Origin of the sequence: Kitasatospora sp. NPDC101155 (assembly GCF_044768305.1) — a bacterium.
Taxonomy (GTDB): domain Bacteria; phylum Actinomycetota; class Actinomycetes; order Streptomycetales; family Streptomycetaceae; genus Kitasatospora.
The window spans coordinates 219640-236293 of record NZ_JBIWPN010000003.1; the positions used below are offsets into that span (position 1 = coordinate 219640).

Sequence of the window (16654 nt, forward strand, 5' to 3'; positions counted from 1 at the left end):
GGGGAGTACGTGGGGGGTGGCTTCGTGGGGCCGGCTTCGTGGGGGTGGGGATCAGCCGGTGTTGCGCAGGCCGGCGGCGACCCCGTTGACGGTCAGCAGCAGGGCCCGGCAGAGCGTGCGGTCCGGCTCCTCGCCCGCGGCGGCCGCGTCCCGTTGGCGCTTGAGCAGGGAGACCTGGAGGTAGGAGATCGGGTCGAGGTAGGCATCGCGGATCTCGAAGGTCTGCTTCAACACCGGTTGGGCGTCCAGGAGTTCGCTTTCACCGGTGATCCGCAGCAGCTCGCTGACGGTCAGGTCGTGCTCGGCCTCGATCGCCGCGAAGACGTGCTGGAGCTCGGCGGGCACCAGCGTCTCCACGTAGTGCCGGGCGATCCGCAGGTCCGTCTTGGCCAGTGTCATCTCCACGTTGGAGACGAAGTTGCGGAAGAAGTGCCACTGTTCGTGCATCTCCTCCAGGACACCGCCGAGACCCGCCTCGCGCAGCGCCTTCAGCCCGGAGCCGACGCCGTACCAGCCCGGCACGATCTGCCGGGACTGGGTCCAGCCGAACACCCAGGGGATGGCCCGCAGGCCGTCCAGGCCGGCGCCGGAGTCCGGGCGGCGCGAGGGCCGCGAACCCAGGTGCAGGTCGGCGAGCTGGTCGACCGGGGTGGAGGCCAGGAAGTAGGCGGGCAGGTCCGGGTCGTCCACCAGCGCGCGGTAGGCCGCGTGCGCGGCGTCGGAGACCACGTCCATCGCGGCGTCCCAGCGGGCCAGTTCCTCGGGGGCCTGGCGCGGGGCGGTGTGCAGCGCGGAGGCCTGCAGCGTGGCGGCGACCGTCAGCTCCAGGTTCTCCCGGGCCAGCGACGGCACCAGGTACTTGTCGCTGATCACCTCGCCCTGCTCGGTGACCTTGATCTCGCCCTCCAGGGTGCCCCAGGGCTGGGCGAGGATCGCGTCGTGCGAGGGGCCGCCGCCGCGGCCGACGGTGCCGCCGCGGCCGTGGAAGAGGCGCAGCCGCACCCCGTAGCGGTGGGCGACGTCGCGCAGCCGGCGCTGGGCCCGGTGGATCTCCCACTGGGAGGTGGTGATACCGCCGAACTTCGAGGAGTCGGAGTAGCCGAGCATGACCTCCTGGACGTCCCCGCGCAGGGCGACCAGCGCCCGGTAGGACGGGTCGGAGAGCATGTCCTCCAGGATCGTGTCGGCGGCCTTCAGCTCGTCGGTGGTCTCCAGCAGCGGCACGATGCCGATCTTGGCGATGCCGGCGTGCAGGTCGACCAGGCCGGCCTCGCGGGCCAGCACGGTCGCGGCGAAGACGTCGTCGGCGCCCTGGCACATCGAGATGATGTACGACTCGATGACCTCGGGCCCGAAGGAGTCCAGGGCCCGGCGGACGGTGTGGAAGACCCCGAGGGTCTTCTCCCCGGCCCGGTCCAGCTGCGCCGGGCCGAGCAGCCGGCGGGAGGTGAGCTCCTTGGCGAGCAGCCGCTGCCGGTAGTCGCGGGGCATGTCGGCGTAGCGCCAGGACTCCTCGTCGAGCCGGTCGAAGAGCTGGCCGAGGGCGTGGTGGTGGGCGTCGGCGTGCTCGCGCACGTCCATGGTGGCCAGTTGCAGGCCGAAGGCGGCGAGGGTGCGGATCGTACGGTCCAGCCGGCCCTCGGCGAACAGGCCGCCGCGGTGCTCGCGCAGCGAGGTCTGCACCAGGGTGAGGTCGCGCAGCAGTTCGGCGGTGCCGAGGTAGTCGCGGCCCTCCTCGTGCCTGCCGCCCTCGGCGAGCCGGTGCTTGGTGTTCACCAGCTTCTGGCGGATCGCGGTGACCTTGAGACGGTACGGCTCCTCGGAGTTGAGCCGCTTGTAGCGGGGGCTGATCTCGGGCAGGCGGGCCAGGTCGTGCTCCAGCGAGCCGAGCAGCTCGTCGGTGGCGCCGGTGTAGCGGATGGAGTTGGAGAGCAGGCCGCGCAGCTCGTCGACCATCGCCAGGGCGTCGTTGATGCCGTGCTCGTGCTGGAGGATCAGGACGTCCCAGGTGACCTCCGGGGTGACGTTGGGGTTGCCGTCGCGGTCGCCGCCGATCCAGGTGCCGAAGGTCAGCGGCCGGGTGCCGTCGGGCAGTCGGACGCCGACCCGCTCCAGCTCGGCGGCGAGGTCCTCCAGGACGTCGCCGACCGCGTTGGCGTGCAGCTCGTCCAGGTAGTAGACGGCGTTGCGGGCCTCGTCGGTGGGCTCGGGGCGGACCACCCGCAGCTCGTCGGTCTGCCACATCAGGTCGATGGTCTCGGCGAGCCGCGCGTCGTGGCGGCGGCGGTCCGCCTCGGGGACCGGGGTCTCCAGCAGTTCGGCGATCCGGCGCAGCTTGGTGAGGACCGAGCGGCGGGCCGCCTCCGTGGGGTGGGCGGTGAAGACCGGGCGGACGTTCAGGTGCTCGACCGCCCGGGTCAGGGCCTCCGGCGCCTCCCTCGCCGCCTGCTGGACGACGCGGGCGAGGGCGGCGCCGGCCCGTTCCCGGACGGCGCGCAGTTCGCGGCCGCGGTGCACCTGTTCGGCGACGTTGGCCAGGTGGAAGTAGGTGGCGAGGGCGCGGACCAGGTTGGCCGCGGTCGCCGGCCCGATGCCGCGCAGCAGTTCGGCGGTGGCCTCTCCGTCGGTGCGGCTGAGCAGGCGGACCTGCTCGACCAGGCCGAGCAGCTCGGGGCCCTCCTGACGGACCAGGGTCTCGTCGAGCAGGTCCGCGAGGTGTCGGAGGTCCGCGTGCAGCGCGGCATGGTCGGTACGGGCGTTCATCTGATACCTCCGTGGATACCTCCGGCTTCAGCCGGAGGAGGATGTCAAGACTGCTCCTGATCGGGGAGTGTTGAAGGTCCGTTCAAGGCGTCAGGAGGTTCACCGGGTTGGCCCAGGTGATGGCCCGGATCTCCCGGTTCGTCAGGCCGGCGGCCCGGAACCACTGCGTGCTCAGGTCCAGCCATTCCTTCACGTCCGGTTGGTCGGGCTGTCCGAGGTCGGAGCTGAACAGCACCCGGGGGTGGGCGTGCACCAGCTCGCTCAGGTGCCCGGCGTCGCGGTGTCCCAGCAACAGGGTCAGCGCGGTGATCTCGACGTACAGGCCGGGCACCTGGGACAGGTCGGTCAGGTTGTCGGGGGTGAAGCCCGACATGGGGTGGGTCGCGTGGGTGAGGAGCAGCCGGGGCAGTTCGAGCCGCACCGCCTCGTCCACGATGCGCAGCGCCGACTCCCGGTCGCTGTGCCCGGTGGCCACCGCGACCGGCAGGTCGCGGGCCGCCCGGAGCACCTCGCGCACGTCCCGGCGCAGCCGGCCGTCGTCGTCGAGGACCGGGCGGGTCCGCCACTGTTCGGGGTCGAGCAGGGGGTGGAACGGGGTGCGGCGCAGCGGTGAGCAGTGGGTGTGGCCGACCAGGGTGGGCAGGTGGACGACCAGGCGGGCCGGGCTGTCCGGGCCGTGGGCGTAGACCGCCTGTTCTACGGCCCGGGGCCGGACGCCGCCGGCCAGCTCGTTGAGGACGAGGGTGCCGGAGACCGGCAGCCCCTCCTGGCGGGCCTCCCAGGCGCGCGCGGCGGTGGAGCTGAGGTGGCTCTTGAGCACCACCCACCCGCCGACGTCCTGGTAGGCCCGGCCCGCGCCGAGGGAGGTGAGGCGGCGGCGGTAGAGGTCGGGGCCGGCGTGGTAGTGGAGGTCCACCACCACGCTCCCCGCCGGGTCACGCATGGGACTGCTGGGCGCCGCCGTCGTCCCAGGGCTTGGCGTAGCCGTACCGGCGGCGGGCCTCGTCGAGCCGCAGGCCGGCGTCGACGGCCTCGGCGATGGCGCTCTCGGTCCGCTCGACGCGCTCGGCCCGCTCGGCGACCTCGGCGGCGTGTTCGGCGGGGACCACCAGGGCGCCGTTGTCGTCGGCGACGACGATGTCGCCGGGCCGTACGGTGACCGCGCCGATGACGACGTCCCGGCCGGTGGCGGCGAGTTCCACCCGGTTCTTTCCGCTGACCATGGTGGCGCCGGTGCTGAACAGCGGGTACCCGGCGGCGCGGATCTCGGCGATGTCGCGGGCCGAGCCGTGCAGGGCGGTGCCGCGCACGCCGCGGCGCTGGGCCAGCTTGGTCAGCAGCGAGCCCCAGTTGGTGCAGCTGGTGTCGCCGGCGTTGTCGACCACCACGAAGGAGCCCTCGGGCACGTCGTCCAGGTAGTTGGCGGCGTTGCGGAAGCCCTCCGCGGTGCTGTCGACGGGCTGGTAGGTGACGGTGAAGGCGCGGCCGGCGGCGCGGGCGCCGGGCACCCGGGGTGCGATGCCGGCCAGCACGCCGCCGACGCCGAGGCTGTCCAGCGCGTCGGAGACGGAGGCGGTGTCGAGGCGGGCGAGCCGGTCCACCACGTTCTCGGGGGACTCGGGGGACTCGTCCGCGGTGAGCTCCTCGGCGACCGCCAGGGCGACCTCGCGGGTGCCGCTGGTGCCGCCCATGTCGTACGTGACGGTGGTGCGCCGCTTGGCGACCGCCCGGACGGCGGCCCGGAGTTCGCCGCCGGGGACGGGCAGGCCCAGGTGGTCGAGCATCTGGGCCACGGTGAGCACCATCGCCATCGGGTTGGCGCGGTTCTGCCCGGCCATGCCGGGGGCGCTGCCGTGCACCGGCTCGAAGTAGCTGCCGTGGTCGCCGATGTTGCCGCTGGGGGCGAGGCCGAGGCCGCCCATGACGCCGGCGCCGAGGTCGGAGAGGATGTCGCCGAACATGTTCTCGGCGACCAGCACGCCGAAGCGCTCGGGCCGGCGGACCAGCCACAGGGCGATCGCGTCGACGTTGAGGATCTCGGTCTCGATCTCCGGGTACTCGCCGGCGATCAGTTCCAGGCGCTCGCGCAGGTGGTTGCTGCTGTGGCGCAGCACGTTGGGCTTGTCGACCAGGGTGAGCCGGTCGTAGCCGTGCGAGCGGGCGTACTCGAAGCCGTGGCGCAGCAGCCGGTCCATGCCGAACCGGGTCTGCAGCCGCAGTGTGACGCTGCTCGAATCCGGGCCGGAGGCCTGGGCGTTGGGGTGGTCGCGGACCACGTTCCAGAGCGCGTCGTCCAGGCCGTGGAAGTCGTAGCCGGCGTACAGGCCCTCGGTGTTCTCGCGGATCACCGTGAAGTCGAAGCGGCCGTCGACCAGGTCGATGACCGGGCGGATGTTGGCGTACAGGCTCAGCCGCTGGCGCAGCTGGATGACCGGGGAGACGAAGGTGCGCCCGGTGCCGCGCAGTTCGGCGGGCAGTTCGGCCTCGGCCTCGCGCAGCGGCTTGCTGGTGATGGCGCCGAGCAGGCAGGTGTCGGTCTCCTCCAGCAGCTTCCAGGTCCGCTGGGGGACCGGGTTGCCCTCCTGGCGCCAGCACTCCCAGCCGATCTCGCCGAAGCGCAGGTCGAGTTGGAGGCCGAGCTTGTCCACGACGTCGAGGGCCGCGGAGGTGACTTCCGGTCCGATGCCGTCGCCGGGGAGTACCGCGACGCTCTTCATGTGCTGAGTCCCTTCTCCTGCAGGAAGGTGCCGACCAGGGCGGACACCTCTGCGGTGCGTTCGAAGTGGGGGCGCATGCCGGCCCCCGGGATGACGTGCACCCGGTGGTGGTCGGCCGCCGCGGTGTGGCGGTGGCCGACCAGCTGGGAGTGACCGCCGACGATCTGCAGCAGCGGGCCGGGGTGGGCGCGCACCGCGTCGGTCAGGTCGATGCCGCACAGCATCCGCATCCCGGCGGCGAGGCGGCGCCCGGCCTCCGGGTCGTGCGGTTCGGGGGTGTCGGCCCCCGGTTCGAATCGGCGGTCGTGCGGCTGGACGCGCCGGTTGAGCAGGGCCAGGGCCTCGCCGGAGCGGCCGCTGGCGGCCAGGTCGGCGATCTCGGTGAGCCTGGCCTCCAGGACGGTGGAGCTGCGGGCCGGGCCCGAGACGAGCAGCGCCGCGGTGTGCGGGGCGAGGTGGGGGAGCAGGGCCTGGGCCACCGCTCCGCCGAGGGCGTTCCCGCAGAGCAGGTCCACCGGGCCGTACTGGGGGAGGAGCTGACGCCAGCGGTCGGCGAGCGCGGCCAGCGAGTCGATCTCCTCGCCCCAGGCGGAGAGGGTGTCCACCACCGTCACCCGCAGGCCGGCCTCGGCCAGCGCCCGGGTGACGGGGGTGAAGAAGGCTCCGCCGTCCCAGCGGGGGGTGACGGGGGCGAGGACGAGGGCGTGTGCCGCGCCGGCGGCGGTCTCCGGTCCGAAGACCGCCGCCGGCACAGTGCGTCCGGTGGTGGTCACCGGACGGTGGCGAGGGTGCGCGCGGTGGCGATGCCCTCGTGGTGGCTGCCGCCCACCACGTCCTTGCGGTGCTCGACCGGCAGGTCGTAGCGGCCCAGGACCAGGTCCGGCAGCGGGAGGGAGGGGGTGCCCTCCGGGACGGTGGCGAGCAGCAGCTCCGCCAGCTCCAGGGCGTGGCCCAGGTGGAGGCGGGCGGAGGCCTCGGCGTCGGTGCGGTCGAGGTGCGCCAGCCACTGCTCGGCGATCAGGTTGCCCGGGCCCTTGCCCATGCCCTGGATCGAGGAGTCCATCCAGGTGGCGCCGGCGGCGACCGCGCTGATCGCGTTGGACAGGGCGAGGCCCAGGTTGTTGTGGGCGTGCAGGCCGACCGGGCCGCCGGTGACCGACTTGGTCAGGGTGGTGAGGTCGGTGGTGTCCACCGGGGAGAGGCTGCCGTTGGAGTCGGCCAGGTAGACGAACTCCGCGCCGGCGTCGGTGGCGGCGGTGGCCACCTCGACGACGCCGCGGCCCGACCACTGGCTTATTCGGGCGAAGTTGACGCCGACGGTGTACCCGATCTCCTTGGCCTGGCGGATGTACTCCAGGCCCTTCTCGTAGCCCTTGGACGGCAGGATGATGCGGACCAGGCGGGCGCCGGCGGCGTACATCGCGGGCAGGTCCTGCTCGGTGATGTTCTTCGGGTGCAGGATCATCGCGACCCGGTCCGGGCCGACCTCCCGGGCGACGGCGGCGATGAACTCGTCGTCGCCGCGGCCGGTGAGCCCGAGGTTCGGGATCGGCACCAGCGAGCCCTTGCGGTAGGCGATCTCGACCCAGTCGAAGCCCGCCTCGACGCTGAGCTTGGCGTGCCTCAGCGCGTATTCCAGGGGGAAGTTGAAGCCGTTGCGGTAACCGCCGTCACGGAGGGTGACGTCGATGTTGACGATGCTCACGGTTCCTCCAGGTGCAGTGGATTGGGGGGTGGATCAGGCCTGCTGGGCGGCGGCGTGGTGCGCGGCGAGCCGGCCGAAGATCAGCGAGCGCAGGACCGAGGTCGCCGGCGGGTAGGCGTGGTAGAAGAGGCCGGTGGCCTCGCCCGCCGCGTACAGGCCGGGGATGGCGGTGCCGGAGGGGGTGACGACCCGGCCGTCCATGTCGGTGCGGATGCCGCCGTAGGTGAAGCAGATGGCGGAGGTCACCGGGACGCCGATGAACGGCGCGGTGTCCAGCGGGGTGGCCCAGTTGGACTTCTTCGGCTCGATGCCGACGGTGGCCTTGCCGTCCATCCGGGTCGGGTCGAACTCGCCGGGGCCGACGGCCGCGTTGAACTCGGCGACGGTCTTCTCCAGCGTCTCGGCGTCGATGCCGAGCTTGCCGGCCAGCTCCTCCAGGCTGTCGGCCTGCTCCGGCGGCACGTCGCTGAGCAGCGAGGTCATGATGCCGGGGATGGCCAGCGTCTTGGCGTCGGCGATCCAGTACGCCTCCTGGTCCTGGTTCTTCCAGATCTCGTAGCCGACGTGCTCGAAGGTGTTGTCCCAGGTGTCGCGGCCCTCGTCGAAGAAGCGCTCCATCTTGCGGTTGACGAAGATGCCGGTGGCGAAGCCGTACAGGACCGAGTCGGCCTTGTTGGTACGGGTGTCGACGGGCTCGGCGTGGATGCCGTCGAACTGGCCGGCGGTGTCGGCGCCCAGCTCCAGGGCCATCCGCAGCGCGTCGCCGCGGTTGTTGGTGATGCCGGGGGCGATCAGCGGCAGGTCGCAGGCCTTCTCGCCGACGTAGCGGGTGAGCATCTCCGGGTTGCCCTGGAAGCCGCCGCAGGCCAGCACGACGGCGCGGCCGGTGAGCCGCTGGGTGCGGCCGTCGGCGCCGCGGACCAGGACGCCGTCGACGGTGCCGTCCTCGGTGGTGGTCAGGCGCAGCGCCTCGGTCCGGTAACGGATGTCCACGCGCGGGTCGTTCTCCAGGGCGGAGCCCAGGTGCTCGACGATCGAGGCGCCACCGCCGCGGGGGCTGGCCGGCTTGGCCATGGACGGCTGGCCGGCGGCGAAGGTGTGCGGCAGCGGGAAGTGCTCGAAGGCGATCTCGACGCCGTGCTTCTCGACGAACTCCAGGGTCTGCTTGGTCTCGCGCTCGACGGTGCGGCAGTACTCGATGTCGGCGAGGCCGCCGGAGACCCGGCTGACGTGCTCGGCCCAGTCGGTGTCCAGCTGCTTGTCCTCGTTGATCCGCAGGAACGCGCCGGTCCAGCGGGTGGCGCCGCCGCGCTCCTCCTCGCTGGAGCGCTCCAGGATCGCGATCTTCGCCGGGGTCTCGCGGCCCTCGGTGGCCTCGGCGTAGGTCAGCGCGGCGGACAGGCCGGCGGCGCCGAAGCCGATCACGATGAGGTCGTACTGGGCCTGGGTGTTCGCGTCGGGCATGTGCTTCTCCTCCAAGTGGGGTGGAAGGCAATGGGTTTGCTGAAGGGGTTCCTGCGGGGGCCTCGCGAGTCGCCTGAGGGTTCGCTCGGGGCTCTCGCGGGCTGGTACGGGGTCAGCGGTTGGGGGTGATGACCCGGCTGGTGCGGTAGAGCCGGAACTTGGCGCCGGTGGTGGTCTCGGCGAAGGCCTGGTAGCGCCGCATGAACTCCGGGTCCTGGAAGATCGCGTCGAACTCCGCCTGGCTCGACCAGGCCGCGAAGTTGACCATGGCGTCGCCGTCGACGCTGGTCAGCAGGCGGGAGCCGCGGAAGCCGTCGGCGGTGGCGGCGACGTGGTCGACGGCCGAGGCGAGCGCGTCCACGCTGGCGGCCGCGTCGTCGGTGGTGGCCACGTTGATCAGCAGGACGCCGTCGTCCTGCACCGGGGAGGTGATCACGCCGGGGCTCGCGTTGCGGCCCTCGAAGGAGAGCTGGGCGTAGGAGGCGATGCCCAGCTTGTGCCAGGGGTCGCTCTCGATGAGCTCGCGCACCTGGATGTCGTCGAGGTCGGCGGTGATGATGACGGCGCCGCCGTCGGGGCGGGGGCCGCTGAGCAGGATGCGGCCCTGGTCGCCGTGCTCGCGCAGCCAGGCCTTGTGCTCGGCCATGTGGGCGAGGACGGTCTCACGCGGGGTCAGGTACGTGAGGGTCAGTACGTGGATCAACGGGTTCTCCGGGTTGTGTGGATGGATCTGGTGGTCGGGGGTGTGGGGGTGTGGGGGAGGTGCCGGGTGCGGGCCCGGCGGGGGTACGGGGGAGGGGCGGCGGGTTCAGGCGGTGGGGGCGCCGAGGTGCCGGGAGAGCCCGGAGAGGATCCGCTCCGCGTCGGCCACGACGCTGTGGACGACCTGGGCGGCGGGCTGGATGTCCTGGATCTGGTCGAGGTTCTCGCCGACGAGCATGGCGCGCTGGGTGGTGTCGTCGCGGGCGACGGCGGCGTTCCACGCGGGCTCGATCTCGCCCCGGCGGGAGGCCAGTTCGGTGTCCCGGCCGGTCCAGGTGCGGGTGAAGTCGTTGACGACGGCGCGGGCGGTGTAGACCTGGTCCCACGGGATGCCGCGCACGACGTCGAAGGAACGGGTGTTGACGGTGTCCGCGGTGCTCGCGGAGACCAGGTGGGACCTGAAGCCGGGGGAGGCCATCGACTCCTCGGTCGCGGCGAAGCGGGTGCCCATCATCACGCCGTCGGCGCCGAGCGCGAGGGCCGCCGCGAGGCCGCGGCCGTCCGCGAAACCGCCCGCCGCGACCACCGGCACCCGGCCCCGGGTGACGTCCAGGACGGCCGGGATCAGGGGCAGGGTGGCACGGGAGGCGTGGTGGCCGCCGGCCTCGGCGCCCTGGGCGACGATCACATGGGCCCCGGCCCGCAGGGCGATGGCGGCCTGGGCGGGGTCGTGCACCTGGACGACGACCTTGGAGCCGGCCTCGGTCGCGGAGGCCACGTACTTCTGCACCTGGGTGGCGCTGCCGAAGGAGAGCTCGACGACCGGCGGGGCGTAGCCGAGCACCTTGTCCCACAGGCCGGGCCGCTCGTCGAAGGTGAACATGACGCACCCGACGCCCCAGACGCCGCCGGTCTCGGCGGCCTGCGGCAGGTGCTCGTCGATGAACGCCGGGTCGCCGTAACTGACGCCGACGAGGCCGAGGCCGCCCGCCGCCGTCACGGCGCCGGCGAGTCGGCCGCCGGTCACTCCGCCCATCGGGGCGCAGACGACCGGGTGGTCGATGCCGAGCAGTTCCGTCAGCTTGGTCGAGATCACGATGCTCCCTTGGTCCGGTTCGTTTGTCTGGCCCGGCCCGGCGGGCCGAGGAGGACGGGTGGCGCGGCGAATTCGACGCTGAATTCCGCGCGGTGGGGGCGGGGGTATTCCACGGATCGGAACCGTTTCGGAAGGGGGCCCGCGTTGTACTGAGCTGTACTGAGCTGCTTCGTACTGAGCTTCGTTGCCCGGTGCTGCTCGGTGCTGCGCTCTGGTGAAGACATTAGCCAGGGGATTCGAACGGCGTCCAAGACGTAAACCGTGTGACCGCCATAAGGCGGTGCTATACCGGCTGGACAGTGGGGGGTCGACGGAAACACGAAAAGGCGTGTGATCCGGGTGGGGGAGACCCGGATCACACGCCGGTCAGGGGCCGGTCCGGCGCGGTGCGCGCGCCGGACCGGCGGGGGGGGGGCTACTCGGCGAGGAACAGCCAGCCGCGCTCGGCGGACACCTCCTGCAGGACGCGGGCGGTGTGGCTGCCCCGCACCGCGGTGACGGCGAGGCGTTCGCGCGGCGGTCTGGGGGTCGGCAGCGGCCGCCACACGAGGTGCGGCTCGCGCTCCACGGCGCGCCGCGGGCGCAGGGCGACCAGGTCCGCGGTGGTGCGCAGGGCGTGCAGGAACAGCGCGGGCTGGTCCTGGTCGGCCGGGTGCAGCACGGTGTTCCAGCCGATCCGGGCCAGGTGCGCGGGTACGGACTCGGCGAACCCGGGCGCGCAGCCCTCCTCGTACCAGAGCAGGCGCTGCCGGGAGAGGTCCCGCAGGGTCAGCTCGGGCCGGGTCGCGAGTGGGTGCTCGCGGGCCATGACGACGCCGAGCGGCTCGTCCCGGACCACGGCGCAGACCACGTGCGGCACCGGGATGGGCAGGCGCACGATGCCGAAGGAGATCTCGCCGTGCCGCAGCAGCTCGCCCTGGTCGGCGGCGTCCACCGAGCGCATCCGCAGCTTCGCGCCGGGCTGGTGGGCGGCCTGGTGGCCGTTGTGGACGCGGCGCCCGGAAAGGCCGTTCTGGACCTCGATCAGGACCTCGGCCGGTATTCCGCCGCACACCCCGACGGGCCACACCTGTGGCGCCGGGGCGACGGCGGCGATGGCCGAGCGGAGCTGGCCGGGAATTCCCTGGATTTCCCGGAGGAATGCCCGGCCGCCGGCGGTCAGTTCAACACCGCGGGAACTTCGGATGAACAGTGCCGCACCGATTCTCTGTTCCAGCCGACGAATTTGCTGGCTGAGGCTCGGCTGGGAAATCCGGAGTTCCTGGGCGGCGGCCGAGACGGTGCCGGCGCGGACCACGGTCAGGAAATACCGGAGGTGTCGCATGTCGAAATCGTCGACGTCCCGGGCGTCGGCCATCGCGCGGAGCAGGACGTCGTCGGCCGGATCGGGTCCGGGCGCGTCGGGGCCCATGTGTGTCGAGGTGCGTCGGTCTGTCCACTCGTCCAGCACGCTCATCCGCTCCTCCAAAGCGTCGTACCAAGCGGTGTCGCCCCTGCCCCGCGCAGGGGTTGTGCGCCCGGTGGGCCCCGCGCGAGTCGGGGCCCACGGTGCAGCATGACACAAGAATTCGTTCCAGAAGGTATTTTTTACGGGCCTGAAACAGGGCCCGAGGCGGGGCCTGTCGCGGAACCGTCCTCCGGGCAGGCGGAGTCCGCCCCTCCGTTCCCCGTCAGTGCTGTGAACAGCAGACGCCACAGCGGCTGCCCGCCGGGTGCGCCCGCGATCTCGGCGCACCCGGCAGGAGCGTTCAGCAGCCCGTACATCACGATCATCAGCAAGGCGGCGACCAGCTGCGGCGAGTAGCCGGGGAAGCCGCTGCCGCGCTGGGCTCGGCGGACCAGTTCCGTCAGGGCGTTGTGCATCTCGGTGAGGACACCGGAGAGCGACTGTGCCAGGTTCGGGCATTCGGCGGCGAGCCGGAGCGCGGCCCGCAGCCGCACGTCCGACTGCAGCCGGCCGGCGAAACCCACCACGACGCGTTCGAGGACGGCCCCGGGCTCGGCGCCCGGGGCGTCGTGCTCGGCCCGCAGACTCGCCCAGGCGTGCCGGGACTCGTTGATCAGGGCCCCGGCCAGCGACCTCTTCGAGGGGAAGTGCCCGTACAGCGCGCCCTTGGTCATCCCGATGCGCTCGGCCACCGCGTTCAGCGTGGTGCCGCTGTAGCCCTGCCCGGCGAAGACCTCGGCCGCAGCCGTCAGAACCTTCTCCCGTGTGCGTCGTGCCCGTTCCTGTTTCGCCACGTTCGTACCCTCCATGATGAGCGAGAGCACATACATACCATCGGGACGGAATGTTGTCTCAACCTTCCGGTCCGCCGAGCTGATCATGCGCGTCCCGCCTCCAACGGACCCCGACGGGCCGGGGTCACCGGCCAGCCGGAGCGTTCCGCTTCCTGGTTCAGCAGCGGGGAGTCCCCCACCACCACCGGCCGCCCCACCGCGCGCAGCAGGGCGAGATCGCTCTCGTGGTCCCCGTACGCGAAGCAGTCGGCCGGGTCCGCGCCGTGCTCGCGCATCAGCCGGACCGCGGCCTCGGCCTTGGCCTGCCCGATCATCGGGCGCGGCACCTCGCCGGTCAACACCCCGTCGGCGTCCACCAGCAGCTCGGTGCAGACCAGGGCCGCGCCCAACTCCTGGGCCAGCGCGGCGAGGAGGGGGCGCATCGAGCCCGAGACCAGCACCACCGCGCGGCCCGCGGCCCGGTGTTCGGCGAGGGCGGCGAGGGCGGGCAGCACGAAGGCCGAACCGCCGCGGCGGTACTCCTCGTACCAGCTCCGCCCGGCCGCCTCCAGCTCGGCCAGCGGCACGCCCGCGTAGCGCCGGTAGTACCGGCGGTTCAGCGCCTCCCGGTCGGGGGTCGCCGCGACCTCGGACGACAGGTCCGGGAGGTCGGCGGCGACCCGGTCGGGGTGCCGGTCCCGCCAGTACTGCCAGAACGCGACCGGGCTCTTCTCGGCGATCACGGTCTCGTCCACGTCGAAGAAGGCGAACGCGGGGCGTACCCGCAGGGCCGGTGCCGTCATCGCCGGCCCCGTCATCGCCCGCCCCGGCTCGCCAGGGCCGCTTCCGCGTACGCCCCGGCCGCCGTTTCGAGGTCCAGGGCGCCGTGCCCGGCGGCGGTCGTGACGTCCCGCCAGGCGCGCTGCACCCGGCTGTCCGAGGACTGGCCGCGCATGCCCGAGGCGTGGAAGAGCTCGTCCACCGCGTCCCGGCACATCGCGGCCGCGGTGGCCGCGTCCCGGCGGTTCTCGGCCACCGAGAGCGGGGTGACCGCGCCGTGGTCCGCACGGTCGGCGGCGCACTCCAGCAGCAAGCCCGCCGCGTGGATCCGTGCGGATGCGGCGGCCAGTAGCAGGCTCCGGCCGGGCTTGCCCGGCGCGGTCGGCCCGCACTCGTCCGTCCAGGCCTGCAGCGCCGCCCGGGCCGCCCCGAGCACCGGCGCGGCGAAGATCGGCCCGGCGACCATCGGGTAGGGGACCCGGTGGCAGCGGGCCGCGTCGGGCAGCGGGCTCAGCAGCGCGCTCAGGGTGAACGAGCGGTGCCCGGGGACGACGATGCCGTCGCCCGCCACGCTGTTGCTGCCGCTGCCCCGCAGGCCGACCGGGTCCCAGGTGTCGAGGACGGTCAGCTCGGCGCGCGGCACGGCGAAGATCCGGTGCTCCCGGAGGCCGTCCGGCCCCGAGGTCCAGGAGGCCAGCAGCACCCACTCCGCGTGGTCGACCCCGCTGGCCGTGCGCCACTCGCCGTCCAGCCGCCAGCCGCCGGCCACCTCGGTGGCGCGGCCCTGCGGCGGGACGATCGAGGCGGCGATCCGGACGTCCGGGCCCTGCGCCCACAGGTCGCGCTGCCCCTGCTCGGGCAGGTAGGCGGCGAGCCGGCCGTGCGCCGCGAACAGGGCGGAGCACCAGCCGGTGGCGGCGCAGGCCTGCGCGACGGCCGAGGCGTCGGCGAGCAGCCCGGCGAAGGTCCCGGCCGTGCCGCCCCACCGGGACGGGACGAAGTGGCGCGGGAAGCCCGCGTCGACCAGAGCGGCGGCGACCTGCGGGGTGAGCCGGCGCTGTTCCTCGGCGGTGGGGGCGTCGTGCAGCGCGAGCTCGGTGAGCAGGCTGACCGCCTCCCGGGGGCCGGCGGTGTTCCGGCCGTCCAGCGGTTCGGCGGCGGCCGGCAGGTCGGTGGTCAGCGGGGTGGTCAGGTCGGTGGCCCCTTGGGTCGCCCGGGAGGTGCTCCGGGGGGTGGTCAGGTCGGTGAGCGCTCGGACGGCCCCTTGGGCGGCCACTCGGGTCGTCGGGGGAGCTGTCCGGGAAGTGGCCCGGGAAGTGGCCCGGGAAGTGGTCCCGAGGGTGGTCAGCACGCCGCCCCCAGCAGGGTGCGGGCGGGCTCGGCCGCGCCGCAGCGGACCGTGGCGTGGGCGAGTTCCCGCTCGCCCTGGTGGGCGCGCAGGGTGAAGACGCCGAGGCCGGTCGGCTCGGCGGTGATCGCCACCGGCGCGTCCAGCTCGCCGAAGGCCGTGAACTTCACCGTGAGCAGTGTCACGCCGCTCGCGCCCGGCCGGCGGTCCGCGGCGGCGACCCGGCCGGCCTGCCGGAAGGCCTCGACCAGCGCCATGCCCGGCACGTGGTCGGACTCGTGGTCGAACAGCACCGGGTGGTCCAGGTTCAGTCGCAGCCACCAGGCGTTGGCCCGCATCGGGTCGGCGGCGATCAGTACGTCCCGCTCGGCGAGCTGGCCGACGGTGGCCGGCGACAGCGGGATCCGGGGCGGCTCGGGCAGCGGCGACGGCAGGGGCTCGCCGCCGCCGCGCCGGCGGAGCATGGCGTAGCGGCTGGGCTCCATCGGCTCCCAGCGCAGCCGGGTTCTACCGATCACTCGGTGCCGGACCAGGACGTCGGCCTCCAGCTCCAGGCGCAGGCGCCGGGCGCCCTCGGCGGGGCCGCGGCAGATGACATCGAGCCCGACGGAGAGGTGCTCCGGCCCCGCCGGGGGGAGCGTTTCGGACAGGTCGACGGAGGCTTCGCTCAGCACGAACGGCATGCCGAACGGAATGTCGAGGAAGCGGTGGGACAGGTGGATGGCGGTCTGGCGGGTGGTCTCCACCAGCATCACCGGGTCGGCCGCGGGGCCGCCGTGGTGGGCGAGGTAGTGGTCGCGGTCCCAGCGGGCGGCGACCGCGAATCGGTCGGGGCCGAGCCGCTGCGCGTCCGTGAGCAGGACTTCCGCGTCGGCCGCCTTGTGGACGGACGTCCGCGGGACGCAGCGCTCGAACTCCATGGTCTTCCAGTGGTGCGCCGACCCCGGACGGTCGGTCATCAGTTCAAGTCCAGGCATGACATGCATGTGCAGATCCCCCTCCTGGCTCGCCGTGCCAGCCCATGCGCCGGTATCGTCCCGACGCGGCACGTGGCGACGCCGAGAAATATACCTTCAGGAAGGAATCTTGAGGGGTAAGTTTTTTGTCATCGAACACGACCGAACACGATCGACCCGCGACACCCTGCCCACCCGACACGGCGCCATGCCGACCGACGACGGAGAATTGCCTACATGCCGGAGCCGCAAGCCATCGTCTTTGCCCCGCCCAAAGCCCCAGTTCGGAGGGGTTCCGACCCCAAGCAGGAGCGTTCTGCCAGAACCCGGCAGCGGGTCCTGATGGGGGCCGCCGAGCTGTTCACCGAGCGGGGCTTCCGCCAGACGTCGGTCAAGGACGTCGCCGACCGGGTCGAGATGACCAAGGGCGCCGTGTACTTCCACTACCCGACCAAGGAAGCCCTGGCCGTGGCGATCGTGGAGGAGCACTACGCGCGTTGGCCGAAAATGCTCGACGAGGTCGCCCGGGAGGACCTCGGTCCGCTGGAGACCGCCGCCCGGATGCTGGACCGGGCGTCCGTCGCGTTCCAGGACGACGTGATCGTTCAGGCCGGTGCCCGGCTGCAGATCGAACGGCCGCAGATCGACGTCGCGTTGCCCACCCCGTACGTGGACTGGGTCTCCCTGCTGGAGTCCCTGCTGACCTCCGCGCAGGAGGCGGGCGAGGTGCGGGCCGACGTCGTGCCGGGGCACGCGGCGCGCTCGCTGGTGTCCGCGTTCTTCGGTTCGCAGCATGTCTCCGACGTTCTCAGTGGACGGGCCGACGTGGTGGCGCGTTGGCGCGATCTGAGCGATCTCTTGTTCCGGGCTTTGCGGACGGAGTGAGCCGGCTCCGTCCGCAAA

At 72.8% G+C, this 16654-nt stretch carries 14 protein-coding genes; 1 reads left to right on the forward strand and 13 read right to left on the reverse strand.

Features of this window, described 5'->3' with window-relative positions:
• Positions 1 to 51: 51 nt before the first annotated feature.
• The 13 genes from ppc to ACIRYZ_RS05755 all read right to left on the reverse strand — a co-directional run bounded on the left by ppc (position 52) and on the right by ACIRYZ_RS05755 (position 15754).
• Positions 52 to 2763 (reverse strand): phosphoenolpyruvate carboxylase, encoded by a 2712-nt coding sequence (gene ppc, locus ACIRYZ_RS05695; RefSeq protein ID WP_402939974.1) that lies wholly within the window; start codon positions 2761 to 2763, stop codon positions 52 to 54.
• Between the two features lie 82 nt (positions 2764 to 2845).
• The gene (locus ACIRYZ_RS05700) at positions 2846 to 3706 is read right to left on the reverse strand and encodes a DUF6282 family protein (RefSeq protein ID WP_402939977.1); all 861 of its coding nucleotides are present in this window, start codon (positions 3704 to 3706) and stop codon (positions 2846 to 2848) included.
• Positions 3699 to 5480, reverse strand: a complete 1782-nt coding sequence (locus tag ACIRYZ_RS05705; protein ID WP_402939980.1) for an isocitrate/isopropylmalate family dehydrogenase — start codon at positions 5478 to 5480, stop codon at positions 3699 to 3701. The genes ACIRYZ_RS05700 and ACIRYZ_RS05705 overlap by 8 nt, the downstream gene beginning before the upstream one ends.
• Positions 5477 to 6253 (reverse strand): alpha/beta fold hydrolase, encoded by a 777-nt coding sequence (locus ACIRYZ_RS05710; RefSeq protein ID WP_402939983.1) that lies wholly within the window; start codon positions 6251 to 6253, stop codon positions 5477 to 5479. The genes ACIRYZ_RS05705 and ACIRYZ_RS05710 overlap by 4 nt, the downstream gene beginning before the upstream one ends.
• Positions 6250 to 7185 (reverse strand): hypothetical protein, encoded by a 936-nt coding sequence (locus ACIRYZ_RS05715; protein ID WP_402939986.1) that lies wholly within the window; start codon positions 7183 to 7185, stop codon positions 6250 to 6252. Before ACIRYZ_RS05715 ends, ACIRYZ_RS05710 begins: the two co-directional genes overlap by 4 nt.
• Positions 7186 to 7218: 33 nt before the next feature.
• Positions 7219 to 8649: an FAD-binding protein gene (locus ACIRYZ_RS05720; protein WP_402939989.1), complete on the reverse strand. Its 1431-nt coding sequence runs from the start codon at positions 8647 to 8649 to the stop codon at positions 7219 to 7221.
• A 112-nt stretch (positions 8650 to 8761) separates the two neighbouring features.
• Entirely contained in the window at positions 8762 to 9352 is a 591-nt protein-coding gene (locus tag ACIRYZ_RS05725; protein WP_387620540.1) for a YciI family protein, read from the reverse strand.
• Positions 9353 to 9457: 105 nt separating this feature from the next.
• A complete protein-coding gene (locus ACIRYZ_RS05730) occupies positions 9458 to 10447 on the reverse strand; it encodes an NAD(P)H-dependent flavin oxidoreductase (protein WP_387620537.1) in 990 nt (329 codons plus the stop codon).
• Positions 10448 to 10862: 415 nt separating this feature from the next.
• Positions 10863 to 11903 carry a LysR family transcriptional regulator gene (locus ACIRYZ_RS05735; protein WP_402939992.1) on the reverse strand — a complete coding sequence of 347 codons (1041 nt, stop codon included), beginning with the start codon at positions 11901 to 11903 and terminating at the stop codon, positions 10863 to 10865.
• Positions 11904 to 12034: 131 nt separating this feature from the next.
• The gene (locus ACIRYZ_RS05740) at positions 12035 to 12688 is read right to left on the reverse strand and encodes a TetR family transcriptional regulator (protein ID WP_402939995.1); all 654 of its coding nucleotides are present in this window, start codon (positions 12686 to 12688) and stop codon (positions 12035 to 12037) included.
• An 83-nt stretch (positions 12689 to 12771) separates the two neighbouring features.
• Entirely contained in the window at positions 12772 to 13470 is a 699-nt protein-coding gene (locus ACIRYZ_RS05745) for an HAD family hydrolase (RefSeq protein WP_402939997.1), read from the reverse strand.
• Positions 13471 to 13481: 11 nt separating this feature from the next.
• Positions 13482 to 14723: an oxidoreductase gene (locus ACIRYZ_RS05750; RefSeq protein WP_402940000.1), complete on the reverse strand. Its 1242-nt coding sequence runs from the start codon at positions 14721 to 14723 to the stop codon at positions 13482 to 13484.
• A gap of 68 nt (positions 14724 to 14791) precedes the next feature.
• On the reverse strand, positions 14792 to 15754 hold the full coding sequence (locus tag ACIRYZ_RS05755) for a ScbA/BarX family gamma-butyrolactone biosynthesis protein (RefSeq protein WP_402940003.1): 963 nt from the start codon (positions 15752 to 15754) through the stop codon (positions 14792 to 14794).
• A 234-nt stretch (positions 15755 to 15988) separates the two neighbouring features.
• On the opposite strand from ACIRYZ_RS05755, the gene ACIRYZ_RS05760 reads away from it, so the two are divergent.
• Positions 15989 to 16636 carry a ScbR family autoregulator-binding transcription factor gene (locus ACIRYZ_RS05760; protein WP_393026549.1) on the forward strand — a complete coding sequence of 216 codons (648 nt, stop codon included), beginning with the start codon at positions 15989 to 15991 and terminating at the stop codon, positions 16634 to 16636.
• The last annotated feature ends 18 nt before the right edge of the window (positions 16637 to 16654 follow it).